Source organism: Arthrobacter sp. Bi26, assembly GCF_918697925.1.
Lineage (GTDB): Bacteria > Actinomycetota > Actinomycetes > Actinomycetales > Micrococcaceae > Arthrobacter.
On record NZ_CAKKMF010000113.1, the window covers coordinates 1 to 12,452 of the forward strand.

Here is a 12,452-nt window from a genome sequence, read left to right on the forward strand (position 1 = left end):
GTCCCGAGGGGCGGACGCCGCTGTCAGTGGCACCGCCTAGACTTGTTAACACCATGGATATGTTGTTTGACCCTTACGCCGACGGACCCTTCCAAGCTGCCTCCAGGACGGCGGCAGCCACAAAATCGTCCCTCGGAACGGGCGCGGCAGCGGTGGGTTCCGCTCCCGGCTGGGGCCCAAACAGCGCCGAGGGCGGCCACGAGAGGGACCGGGACGCCCCGCGGCTCCCGAACGCCGGCGAACTTCTGGAAGGGCTGAACCCCCAGCAGGAGGAAGCGGTCAAGCACGCCGGCAGTGCCCTGCTGATTGTGGCCGGTGCGGGCTCGGGCAAGACCCGCGTGCTCAGCAACCGCATCGCCTACCTGATCGCCACGAGGCGGGCGCACCACGGCGAGATCCTGGCCATCACCTTCACCAACAAGGCCGCGGCCGAAATGCGGGAACGGATCGAGGCGCTGGTCGGCGGCCGGGCCAAGACCATGTGGATCTCCACCTTCCACTCCTCCTGTGTCCGGATCCTGCGCCGCGAGGCCAAGAACGTCGGGCTCAACTCCAACTTCTCGATCTACGACTCCGCGGACTCGCTGCGCCTGATCACGCTGGTCGCCAAGAACCTGGACCTTGACCCTAAGCGCTTCGCGCCCAAGGCCATCCAGCATAAGATTTCCGCGCTCAAGAACGAGCTGATCGACGCCGACAGCTACTCCTCCAGCGCCAACTACAACGATCCCTTCGAGCAGGCCGTCGCCGAGGTCTTCAAGGGATACACCCAGCGCCTGCGCCAGGCCAACGCGATGGACTTCGATGACCTGATTGCCGAGACCGTCTACATGTTCCGGGCCTTCCCGGCGCTCGCCGACTCCTACCGGCGCCGCTTCCGGCACGTCCTCGTGGACGAATACCAGGACACCAACCACGCCCAGTACGCCCTGGTGCGCGAGATCGTCGGCGAGGGCCCCGACGCCGCCGAGCTCACGGTCGTCGGCGATTCAGACCAGTCCATCTACGCCTTCCGCGGCGCGGACATCCGCAACATCGTGGAGTTCGAGAAGGACTACCCGGACGCCCGCACCATCAAGCTCGAGCAGAACTACCGCTCCACCCAGACCATCCTCAGCGCCGCCAACTCGGTGATCTCCCGCAACCCCAACCGGCCGGAGAAACGGCTCTGGACGGCTGAGGGCGACGGCGAAAAGATCGTCGGCTACGTCGGCGAGAACGAACACGACGAGGCCCAGTTCATCGCGAAGGAAATCGACCGGCTCCAGGACGAGGGCAACCTGCGCCCCGGCGACGTCGCCATTTTCTACCGCACCAACGCCCAGTCCCGCTCGATCGAGGACGTCCTTGTCAGGGTGGGCCTGCCCTACAAGGTGGTCGGCGGCACCCGCTTCTACGAGCGCAAGGAGATCAAGGACGCCCTCGCCTACCTGCGGGTTCTGGTCAACCCGGACGACGACGTCAACCTCCGCCGCATCCTCAACGAACCCAAGCGCGGGATCGGCGACCGCGCCGAGGGTGCCGTGGCGGCCCTGGCCGAGCGTGAGCGCACCTCCTTCATGGCCGCCGCGCGGCGCGCCGAGGAGGCCCCCGGCATGGCGACCCGTTCGGTCAACGCCGTGCTGGGCTTCGTGAAGCTCCTCGACGACCTCGCCGAGGTGGCCTCCGGCTCCGGCGCGGCCGCGGCGCTGGAAGCCGTGCTGGAACAGACCGGCTACCTCGCCGGGCTGCGCTCCAGCACCGACCCGCAGGACGAATCACGGGTGGAAAACCTCGCCGAGCTGGTCGCCGTCGTCCGCGAATATGAACGCGACAACCCCGAAGGCTCCCTCGGAGCCTTCCTGGAGCAGGTCTCCCTCGTGGCCGACGCCGACCAGATCCCGGACGCCCCCGGCGGTGACGCCGAAGACCTGGCGGCCGCCGTCGCCGAAGCCAAGCGGCTCGGAGTCGTCACCCTGATGACCCTGCACACCGCCAAGGGCCTGGAATTCCCGGTCGTGTTCCTGACCGGCATGGAGCACGGGCTGTTCCCGCACCAGCGCTCCGCCACGGATCCCAAGGAACTGGCCGAGGAACGCCGGCTGGCCTACGTGGGCCTGACCCGGGCCCGGAAACGGCTGTACCTGACCCGCTCCGAGGTGCGCAGCATGTGGGGCCAGAGCCAGTACAACCCCGCGAGCCAGTTCATCGAGGAGATCCCGGCCGAGCTCGTCGAATGGAAGCGGGAAGGCGCCAGCCGCCAGAGCGGAGGATGGGGTAGCGGTGCCGGGATCGGTTCCAGCCGCTACGGCGGATCGTTCTGGGGCGCCGGGACCGCCCGCGGCGCCGGTGCCAGCCCGTCCGCGGGCTTCAACGCCGATGTTCCCGCCGCGGTGGCCAAGAACCGGGTCCAGCCGCAGAAGGAAGTCGTCGCCGTCAGCGTGGGGGACAAGGTCAACCACACCAGTTTCGGCAACGGCACCGTCCTGGCGGTGGAGGGCGCCGGGGACAAGACGGTCGCCAAGGTGAAGTTCGACGTCGGCGAGAAGCGGCTGCTGCTGCGCTACGCACCGCTGACCAAGCTGGACGCCTAGCTGAAGGCAGCGCTGGACGCCTAGCTGAACGCGCACGGCGGAGCCGGGGAGGCCGGTCCGCGCCGGCACCGGAAGCCGGTTCTGGCCGCCGCCGCCCTCTTCCCGCCGAGGTTACGAACGCGCATCTGCCACGGCCGCGCAGGCCTTCGGCACGCCGTCGGACACCCCAAAAACCCCGTAATCTAGCGGTTTTTCTACGCTCCATAGAATAGTGTCCTTACTCACATAACCGGTACTCTGGAACGGGCTGGTCCGATCGAAGGACTAGAGTTCCCAAAGGAGCATTGCGCCGTGTGGCTCGTTTCCAAGCTTGTCGCAGGGTGCGTTTATTCCGCAGCCCGGTAACCGCGAGTACGTGGGGTCCGGCTGTACAGAAACTACTTCGACGTAGAAGGACACTAAACCGTGGACCTGTTTGAATATCAGGCGCGCGATATGTTCGAGGCGCACGGTGTACCCGTGCTTGCTGGCATCGTGGCGCACACCCCTGAAGAAGCAAAGGCAGCTGCCGAGAAAATCGGCGGCGTAACTGTCGTAAAGGCGCAGGTCAAGGCCGGAGGCCGCGGCAAGGCCGGCGGCGTCAAGGTCGCGAAGACCGCTGACGAAGCGTTTGAACACTCCACCAACATCCTCGGGATGGACATCAAGGGCCACACCGTTCACCGCGTGATGATCGCCCAGGGCGCAGACATCGCTGAGGAATACTACTTCTCCGTCCTTCTGGACCGGGCCAACCGCAACTACCTGGCCATGTGCTCGGTTGAAGGCGGCATGGAAATCGAGCAGCTCGCCGTTGAGCGCCCCGAAGCCCTGGCCAAGATCTCGATCGACCCGGCCGTAGGCATCGACCAGGCCAAGGCCGACGAAATCGTCGCCGCCGCAGGCTTCGCTGAGGAACTGCGCGGCAAGGTCGCCAGCGTAATCCTGAAGCTCTGGGACGTTTTCAAGAAGGAAGACGCCACCCTCGTGGAGGTCAACCCGCTGGTCCTGACCGGTGCCGGTGACATCGTTGCCCTCGACGGCAAGGTCTCCCTCGACGAGAACGCCGACTTCCGCCACCCCAAGCACGCTCACCTTGAAGACAAGGACGCTGCTGACCCCCTCGAGGCCAAGGCAAAGGCGCAGGACCTCAACTACGTCAAGCTGGACGGCGAAGTCGGCATCATCGGTAACGGTGCCGGCCTGGTCATGTCCACCCTCGACGTCGTTGCCTACGCTGGCGAGAACCACGGCAACGTCAAGCCCGCCAACTTCCTGGACATCGGCGGTGGAGCTTCTGCCGAGGTCATGGCAGCAGGCCTCGACGTCATCCTGGGCGACCCGCAGGTCAAGTCCGTCTTCGTCAACGTCTTCGGCGGCATCACCGCCTGTGACGCCGTCGCCAAGGGCATCGTCGGTGCACTGGCCGAGCTGGGCCACTCCGCGAACAAGCCGCTGGTAGTCCGCCTTGACGGCAACAACGTTGAGGAAGGCCGCCGCATCCTGGCCGAAGCCAACCACCCGCTGGTTACTCTGGCCGCCACCATGGACGAGGGCGCCGACAAGGCTGCCGAGCTCGCCAACGCAGCGAAGTAGAGGGACTCGACTATGTCTATTTATCTGAACAAGGACTCCAAGGTCATCGTCCAGGGCATCACCGGCGGCGAAGGCACCAAGCACACCGCCCTGATGCTCAAGGCCGGCACCAACGTTGTTGGCGGCGTCAACGCCCGCAAGGCCGGCACCACGGTCCTGCACGGTGACACCGAGATCACCGTTTTCGGCACCGTCAAGGAAGCCATGGCGGAGACCGGCGCTGACGTTTCCATCGTCTTCGTGCCGCCGGCATTCACCAAGGACGCTGTCGTTGAAGCCATCGAGGCCGGCATCGGCCTCGTAGTGGTCATCACCGAAGGCGTGCCGGTCCAGGACTCCGCCGAGTTCTGGGCACTGGCCCAGTCCAAGGTCGACGCCAACGGCAAGCAGGTCACCCGCATCATCGGACCGAACTGCCCCGGCATCATCACCCCGGGTGAGGCGCTCGTCGGCATCACCCCGGCGAACATCACGGGCAAGGGCCCCATCGGCCTCGTCTCCAAGTCGGGCACCCTGACCTACCAGATGATGTACGAACTGCGCGACCTCGGCTTCTCCACCGCCATCGGCATCGGCGGCGACCCGGTCATCGGCACCACCCACATCGACGCCCTCGAAGCGTTCGAGGCCGACCCGGAAACCAAGGCGATCGTCATGATCGGCGAAATCGGTGGCGACGCCGAAGAGCGTGCCGCGGACTACATCAAGGCACACGTCACGAAGCCGGTAGTTGGCTACGTGGCCGGCTTCACCGCTCCGGAAGGCAAGACCATGGGCCACGCAGGCGCCATCGTCTCGGGTTCCGCGGGCACCGCCCAGGCCAAGAAGGAAGCCCTCGAGGCTGCCGGCGTCAAGGTCGGCAAGACGCCGTCCGAGACCGCCAAGCTTCTGCGCGAGGTCTTCGCGACCCTCTAGGTCCGAAGCGCCACAGCACCACAGCAACGCGGGGTCACTTGCGGTTCATTCCACTCGGTGGGATGGGCAGCGAAGTGACCCCGCGTTGCCCCTTTAAGTACTACGGCTTTAAGTTCGACGGCGGCAGGCCACCTTCCCGGCGAAGGCGCCTGCCGCCGTCGAACTTTTGAGTCTTTGGGTCCAGCCCCTGCGGTCCTAGACCTTTGCCCCGGTGAGGAGTTCTTCGAGCCGTTCGTAGCCTTCGGACATGCCGCCCTCCATCCCGGACTGCGCCATGCCATCGCGCGCCTCCATGCTGGGGTAGACCGCGCGGGCGCTGAGCCGCGAACGGCCACCGCCGAGGTCCTCGAAAGTCAGGAACTCAATGCTCACCACATCTGGGTAGCCGTCGAACTCGAAGGTCTGGATGGCGAAGTCGTTCTCGCGGACGGTGTGGAAGACGCCGCTGAAAACATACGCGCTGCCGTCCGGCGCGGTGTGGGTGTAACGGTAGCTGCCGCCTGTCCTGAAGTCGTAATGGCTAACGCTCATGGTCATCTGCCGCGGCCCGAGCCACTGGGCAACGAGCTCGGGGTCCTTGTGTGCCCGGAAGACCTCGGCCACGGGAAAGTCGAACTCGCGCTCGAAGTCGATGAAGGGCAGCCCCTCGGGGATGGTCAGTTTCAGTGCGTTGCTCATGATGCATCCTTTGCCTGTGTGCCGCCTCGGGCGGCGCGATTTTCAAGCACGGCGTCAAGGCTGCGGAACTGCCGCTCGCGGACCAGCCGGTACTGGTCGAGCCACGCGGTGAGCGCTTCCAGCCGTGCGGGGTTCAGGTGCACAGGCCGGCGCTGGGCGTCACGGGTGCGCGTGACAAGCTGCGCCTGCTCGAGGACCTGGATGTGTTTCGAGACCGCCTGCTTGGTGATCGCGAAGGGCTCCGCCAGTTCATTGACGGTGGCCGGACCCCGGCTGAGCCGGGCAATGATGCGGCGTCGGACCGGATCGGCGAGGGCCAGGAACGCCGCATCGAGCTCGCCGTCGTCGCTGGAATCCACTTGGTGTCCCCACCTCCTCGGTGTCTGCCGGAAAAGACGGTAATCAACATGAGATGCTAATCAACTAATTCATTGATCAACCTTTAGGTTGTTAACGCTACGCCCGGCTTCACTTCTGCGCAATACCCCAATGCGGGGATCCTTAGCTCCTGTCCAGGCTGGTGGAACGGGCACTGCGTGACCCGCGTGGCTGCGTGCTGCTCCGGAATCCTTGCGCAGCTCCGAATTACTTTGTTAGTATGTCAGGACAAATTACCGAAGGAGATGCGAGTGCCTCTCGTGCGAATCGACGTCAACCAGGGCCGCACTGCGGAGCAGCTTCGCGGCCTCAGCCAGGGAATCCATGCTGCTATCGTGGCTGAATTTGGCATTCCGGAGCGGGACTACTTCCACGTGCTGACGGAACATTCCGCCGGGCAGATTGTCGCCCAGGATGCCGGGCTCGGCTTCGAGCGGACGCCGGATGTGGTGATGATCCAGATCTTCACCCAGGCCGGGCGCAGCCAGCCAACCAAGCAGTCCCTGTTTGCCGCCATTGCGGACAGGCTGGCCGCTGTGGGGGTCGCCGGCGAGGACGTATTCATCGGATATGTCGAGAACACCGCGGGCGACTGGTCGTTCGGCTTCGGGCAGGCCCAGTATGTCACCGGCGAACTTGGGGTCCCCGGCAGGTAGCCGCAGGGCGCTTCCCGGGCCGCAATGACACCCGCGCGACGGAGCAATTCCAGCCCTCTGTGTCATGTTGTAAATATGTCAGTACAAACCTTTGACAGTACATGGATTCTAAGGCAAAGTAGTGGTTGTGGCCCGGCTCACGCCGGCCCCTAATCACCGAAGCTCCGGCTGCGCAAAGGTACCGAGTTCACACCAGAAAGGTCCACGATCACCGTGACCCACGAACTGCTCACGATCGGGCGCATCAGTGTTGATATCTACCCGAACGACATCGGGGTGGATCTGGAGGATGTCATGTCCTTCGGAAAGTACCTTGGCGGATCCCCGTCCAACGTGGCGGTCGCCGCTGCCCGCCATGGCCGCCGCACCGCCGTCATCACCCGCACCGGCGACGACGCCTTCGGCAAATACCTGCACCGCGAACTGCACAAGTTCAACGTGGACGACTCCTTCGTCACGGCGGTCAAGGAATGGCCCACCGCGGTCACGTTCTGCGCAATCAAGCCGCCGGAAGACTTCCCGCTCTACTTCTACGGACGCTTTCCCACGGCGCCGGACCTGCAGATCAAGGCCGAGGAGCTGGACCTGGACGCCATCAGGGACACCGGAATCTTCTGGTCCACTGTCACCGGCCTCTGCCAGGAGCCCAGCCGGACCGCCCATCTCACGGCCCACGAGGCGCGGCCCCGCACCGGTTTGAAGCCCGGACAGTTCACCATCCTGGACCTCGATTACCGCCCGATGTTCTGGGCCTCCGAGGAAGAAGCCCGGGAGCAGGTCGCCAAGATTCTGCCGCACGTCACAGTCGCGATCGGCAACGACAAGGAATGCGCCGTCGCCGTCGGCGAGGGCACCCCGGACGAACAGGCGGACCGCCTGCTCGCCGCCGGCGTCGAAATCGCCGTCGTGAAGCTGGGCCCGGAAGGGGTCATGGCCAAGACCCGCACCGAGCGCGTGGTTTCCGCCCCCGTGCCGGTGGAAACCGTCAACGGCCTGGGAGCCGGGGACTCCTTCGGCGGGGCCTTCTGCCACGGGCTCCTCTCCGGCTGGCCGCTCGCCCAGGTGCTCGACTTCGCCAACGCCGCCGGCGCCCTCGTCGCCTCCCGCCTGTCCTGCGCCGACGCGATGCCGACGCCCGAGGAAGTCACCGGCCTGCTCGCCGAACGCGGCCGCCTCGTGCCGGGCACCTACGCCACCGAAGGAGCAATACTGTGAGTGTCCACACCGCCTCCGCCGCCCTCGCGGTGAACGATGATCCCCGCCGCTACGAGCACCTGAGCATCATCCGGCTCGAAGACCCGGAAGCGATTGCCCGCGCCGCCAAGGCACGCCGCCGCCACCCCGGCGTCAGGGCCCATCGGCAGAACTTCATCGTCGCGGCCGACCACCCCGCCCGCGGGGCGCTCGCCGTCGGCAATGATCCCGTGGCCATGGCCGACCGCCGCCAGCTCCTGGACCGCCTGCAGATTGCCCTGGCCAACCCGGACGTGGACGGTGTCCTCGCCTCGCCGGACATCATGGACGATCTGCTCCTGCTCGGCGCGCTCGAAGGCAAGCTGCTCTTCGGCTCGATGAACCGCGGCGGCCTCTCCGGCCTGGTGAACGAATTCGATGACCGCTTTACCGGCCACACCGCGGCCGCGCTCCAGGCCCTGGGCGCTGACGGCGGCAAGATGCTCACCCGCATCTGCCTCGGCGATCCAGACACGGTAGCCACCCTCGAAGCGACCGCGAGGGCGATCGACTCCCTCGCAGAGCGCAAGCTGATCGCCATGGTGGAGCCGTTCCTCTCCGTCCGCGAGAACGGCAAGGTCCGCAATGACCTCTCCACCAACGCCGTCATCAAGTCAGTCGCCATCGCCGAAGGCCTCGGCGCGAGCAGCGCCTACACCTGGATGAAGCTCCCCGTCGTGGCCGAGATGGAACGTGTCATGGCGTCCACCACCATGCCCACCGTGCTTCTTGGCGGCGACCCGGAGGGCAGCCAGGACGACGTGTTCTCCAGCTGGCAGGCCGCCCTCGCCTTGCCCGGCGTCCAGGGCCTGACCGTGGGCCGGACGCTGCTCTACCCGCAGGACGGTGATGTCGCCGGAGCCGTGGCAACCGCTGCCTCGCTGCTGCACCACACCGAATCCACGCGCACGAAGCCAGGCCAGACCGAATCCACCCGCACCGAAGAAGTATCGGAGTAACTTCCCATGGGAATCAGCACTGCACCAGGAACACGCAGGATGACGGTCGCCCAGGCCGTCGTCGAATACCTGTCCAAGCAGTACACCGTCGATTCGGTCGGTGGCCAGGACTTCCGCGAACGCCTGATTCCGGGCACGTTCGGCATCTTTGGCCACGGCAACGTTGCCGGCGTCGGCCAAGCGCTCAAGCAGTACCAGCAGCTCGATCCGACGATCATGCCGTACTACCAGGGCCGCAACGAACAGGCCCAGTCCCACCAGGCCGTCGGGTTCGCCCGCCACACCCGGCGCCGCCAGACCTTCGCGATCAGCACCTCGATCGGGCCGGGTTCCTCGAACCTGCTCACGGGCGCGGCGCTGGCCACCACCAACCGGCTGCCGGTCCTGCTGCTGCCGAGTGACACGTTTGCCACCCGCGCCGCAGACCCCGTGCTGCAGCAGCTCGAACAGCCCTACGCCTACGACATCACCGTCAACGATGCCTTCCGTCCGCTGTCGAAGTTCTTTGACCGCGTCTCCCGGCCCGAGCAGCTGTTCTCCGCGTTCCACCACGGCCTCCGCGTCCTCACCGACCCGGCCGAGACCGGCGCGGTCACGATCTCGCTGCCCCAGGACGTCCAGGCCGAGGCCTTCGACGTGCCCGAGGAGTTCCTGGCCGAGCGCGAGTGGCGGATCCGCCGTCCGGACGCCGACGACGAGGACATCCGCCGCGCCGCCGAGGCCATCCGTGCCGCCAAGCGCCCGCTGATCATCGCCGGCGGCGGGGTGCTCTACGCCTACGCCAACGAGGAACTCGCCAGGTTGGCCGAGCTGACCGGCATCCCGGTGGGCAACACCCAGGCCGGCGTCGGCGTGCTGCCCTGGGACCACAAGTTCTCCCTCGGCGCGATCGGCTCCACCGGCACGACGGCGGCGAACGCCATAGCCGCCGAAGCGGACCTGATCATCGGCATCGGCACCCGGTACGAGGACTTCACCACCGCGTCCCGGACGGCGTTCCAGAACCCGGACGTGAAGTTCATCAACATCAACGTCGCCGCGATCGACGCCTACAAGCACGGCACCTCGCTGCCGATCGTGGCGGACGCGCGCAAGGCCTTGGTGAAGCTGAACCAGGCCCTCGGCGGCTACCGCATCGGCGCGGACCTCGAGCAGCAGATCGCGAACGAGAAGAAGCGCTGGGACGCCACCGTGGACGAGGCGTTCGACACCCGCTTCACGCCCCTGCCGGCGCAGAACGAGATCATCGGCGCCACGAACCGCGCCATGGACGCCCAGGACGTGGTCATCTGCGCCGCCGGCTCGCTGCCCGGTGACCTGCACAAGATGTGGCGCGTCCGGGACCCGTTCGGCTACCACGTCGAATACGCCTACTCCTGCATGGGCTACGAGATCCCGGGCGGCCTCGGCGTCAAGCGCGCCGCCCTCGCCGAGGCCGCGAAGGGCGGGGCGCAGCGCGACGTCGTCGTGATGGTGGGGGACGGTTCCTACCTGATGATGCACACCGAACTCGTCACCGCCGTCGCCGAACGGATCAAGCTGATCGTGGTCCTGATCCAGAACCACGGCTACGCCTCGATCGGCTCGCTCTCCGAGTCCCTCGGCTCCCAGCGCTTCGGCACCCAGTACCGCGCCCTGGACGAGGAGCAGCACAGCTTCGACGACGGCGACCGGCTCCCGGTGGACCTGGCCCTGAACGCCGAAAGCCTCGGCGTGAAGGTGATCCGGATCGAACCGGGGGAGAAGGTCATCGCGGAGCTCGAACAGGCCATCCGCGACGCCAAGGCCGCCCCCGAACGCGGCGGCCCGATCGTCATCCACGTCGAATCCGACCCGCTGCTGGATGCGCCCAGCTCCGAGTCCTGGTGGGACGTTCCGGTCTCCCAGGTCTCCGAGCTCGACTCCACGAAACAGGCCTTCCAGACCTACACCGACCACAAGAGCCGCCAGCGCAAGCTGCTCGGCTGATCCCCCCTCGAACTTCAACCACTCAAGGAAGAGTCCCATGACTACCACCACGCACCAGAGCACCACTGACCAGAGCACCAAAACCATCCACCACTTCATCAACGGCGCCGAAACCGCAGGCGTGGGCACCCGCACCCAGCCCGTCTACAACCCCGCCACCGGCGCCATCTCCGCAGAGTTGCGGCTGGCCAACCGTGAAGATCTCGACGCCACCGTCGCCGCGGCCCGCAAAGCTGCCGATTCCTGGGGCGACATCTCCCTGGCCAAGCGCACCGCCGTGCTGTTCAAGTTCCGCGAACTCGTCGCAGCCCACGTGGACGAGCTCGCCGAGCTGATCACCGCCGAGCACGGCAAGGTCCTCTCCGACGCGAAGGGCGAGATCGGCCGCGGCCTGGAGGTCATCGAATTCGCCTGCGGCATCCCGCAGCTGCTCAAGGGCGACTACTCGGACCAGGTCTCCACCGGCATCGACGTCTTCTCCTTCCGCGAGCCCCTCGGCGTCGTCGCCGGCATCACCCCGTTCAACTTCCCCGTCATGGTGCCGCTGTGGATGGCCCCGATGGCGATCGCCACCGGCAACGCCTTCATCCTCAAGCCCTCCGAGCGCGACCCCTCCGCCTCCATGCTGCTCGCCAAGCTGTGGAAGGACGCGGGCCTGCCCGACGGCGTTTTCCAGGTCCTGCACGGCGACAAGGAAACGGTCGATGGCCTCCTGACCCACCCGGACGTGGACGGCATCTCCTTCGTCGGCTCCACCCCGATCGCCCGGTACGTCCACGAGACCGCCACCGCCCACGGCAAGCGCGTCCAGGCCCTCGGCGGCGCCAAGAACCACGCGATCATCCTGCCCGACGCCGACCTCGACAACGCCGCCGACCACCTCGCCGCCGCGGCCTTCGGCTCCGCCGGCGAGCGCTGCATGGCCATCTCGGTCGCCGTCGCCGTCGGTGAAGCAGCCGACCTGCTGGTCAAGAAGGTCGAAGAGCGTGCCCTGGCCGTCAAGGTCAACAACGGCACCGCGCCGGGCGCGGACATGGGACCGGTCATCACGCCGGCGTCCAAGGAACGGATCGTGAAGATCGTCACCGAAGCCGAAACGGCCGGCGCCGCCATGGTGGTGGACGGCCGCGACCTCGTGGTCCCCGGCCACGAAGACGGCTTCTGGGTCGGCCCCACCGTCCTGGACCACGTCAAGACCGAAATGACCGCCTACACCGAGGAAATCTTCGGACCCGTCCTCGTGGTGGTCCGCGTGGAGGACCTCGACGCCGGCATCGCCCTGATCAACGCCAACCCCTACGGCAACGGCACCGCGATCTTCACCTCCTCCGGCGCCGCGGCGCGGAAGTTCCAGCGCTCCGTCACCGTGGGCATGATCGGCATCAACGTCCCGCTGCCCGTGCCCGTGGCATACCACTCCTTCGGCGGCTGGAAGGCCTCGCTCTTCGGCGACAAGCACATCTACGGCCCCGAGGGCGTGTCCTTCTACACCCGCGGCAAGGTGGTCACCTCCCGGT

At 66.5% G+C, this 12,452-nt stretch carries 10 protein-coding genes; 8 read left to right on the plus strand and 2 right to left on the minus strand.

Going from position 1 to position 12,452, the window contains the following annotated elements; all coding sequences use genetic code 11:
- Positions 1-53 precede the first annotated feature (53 nt).
- From pcrA to sucD, 3 genes are all read left to right on the plus strand, one after another.
- Positions 54-2,573: a DNA helicase PcrA gene (gene pcrA, locus LQV16_RS20925; protein WP_229995780.1), complete on the plus strand. Its 2,520-nt coding sequence runs from the start codon at positions 54-56 to the stop codon at positions 2,571-2,573.
- 405 nt (positions 2,574-2,978) lie between these two features.
- Entirely contained in the window at positions 2,979-4,148 is a 1,170-nt protein-coding gene (sucC, locus tag LQV16_RS20930; RefSeq protein ID WP_018776032.1) for an ADP-forming succinate--CoA ligase subunit beta, read from the plus strand.
- Between the two features lie 12 nt (positions 4,149-4,160).
- Positions 4,161-5,063, plus strand: a complete 903-nt coding sequence (gene sucD / locus LQV16_RS20935) for a succinate--CoA ligase subunit alpha (protein WP_018776033.1) — start codon at positions 4,161-4,163, stop codon at positions 5,061-5,063.
- A gap of 195 nt (positions 5,064-5,258) precedes the next feature.
- Here sucD and LQV16_RS20940 read toward each other — a convergent pair whose 3' ends face one another.
- Both LQV16_RS20940 and LQV16_RS20945 read right to left on the minus strand, forming a co-directional pair.
- Positions 5,259-5,741, minus strand: coding sequence for an SRPBCC family protein (locus tag LQV16_RS20940; protein ID WP_229995781.1), 483 nt, complete (start codon positions 5,739-5,741; stop codon positions 5,259-5,261).
- A complete protein-coding gene (locus LQV16_RS20945; RefSeq protein WP_229995782.1) occupies positions 5,738-6,100 on the minus strand; it encodes a metalloregulator ArsR/SmtB family transcription factor in 363 nt (120 codons plus the stop codon). Before LQV16_RS20945 ends, LQV16_RS20940 begins: the two co-directional genes overlap by 4 nt.
- A gap of 270 nt (positions 6,101-6,370) precedes the next feature.
- Here LQV16_RS20945 and LQV16_RS20950 point away from each other — a divergent pair, with 270 nt between their 5' ends.
- The 5 genes from LQV16_RS20950 to LQV16_RS20970 all read left to right on the plus strand — a co-directional run.
- Complete coding sequence (locus LQV16_RS20950) at positions 6,371-6,775, plus strand: tautomerase family protein (protein WP_229995783.1); 405 nt, start codon at positions 6,371-6,373, stop codon at positions 6,773-6,775.
- 213 nt (positions 6,776-6,988) lie between these two features.
- A complete protein-coding gene (iolC, locus tag LQV16_RS20955) occupies positions 6,989-7,990 on the plus strand; it encodes a 5-dehydro-2-deoxygluconokinase (protein WP_229995784.1) in 1,002 nt (333 codons plus the stop codon).
- Positions 7,987-8,967: a deoxyribose-phosphate aldolase gene (locus tag LQV16_RS20960; protein ID WP_229995785.1), complete on the plus strand. Its 981-nt coding sequence runs from the start codon at positions 7,987-7,989 to the stop codon at positions 8,965-8,967. The genes iolC and LQV16_RS20960 overlap by 4 nt, the downstream gene beginning before the upstream one ends.
- A 39-nt stretch (positions 8,968-9,006) precedes the next feature.
- Entirely contained in the window at positions 9,007-10,935 is a 1,929-nt protein-coding gene (iolD, locus tag LQV16_RS20965) for a 3D-(3,5/4)-trihydroxycyclohexane-1,2-dione acylhydrolase (decyclizing) (protein WP_229995786.1), read from the plus strand.
- A gap of 37 nt (positions 10,936-10,972) precedes the next feature.
- A partial coding sequence (locus LQV16_RS20970) for a CoA-acylating methylmalonate-semialdehyde dehydrogenase (protein ID WP_229995787.1) occupies positions 10,973-12,452 on the plus strand: 1,480 nt, incomplete at its 3' end.

What these genes read in the sequence shown, in the direction of transcription:
- pcrA (WP_229995780.1), top strand. Translation starts at nt 54, where the DNA reads ATGGATATGTTGTTTGACCCTTACGCCGACGGACCCTTCCAAGCTGCC.
- sucD (WP_018776033.1), top strand. Translation starts at nt 4,161, where the DNA reads ATGTCTATTTATCTGAACAAGGACTCCAAGGTCATCGTCCAGGGCATC.
- LQV16_RS20940 (WP_229995781.1), bottom strand. Translation starts at nt 5,741, where the DNA reads ATGAGCAACGCACTGAAACTGACCATCCCCGAGGGGCTGCCCTTCATC.
- iolD (WP_229995786.1), top strand. Translation starts at nt 9,007, where the DNA reads ATGACGGTCGCCCAGGCCGTCGTCGAATACCTGTCCAAGCAGTACACC.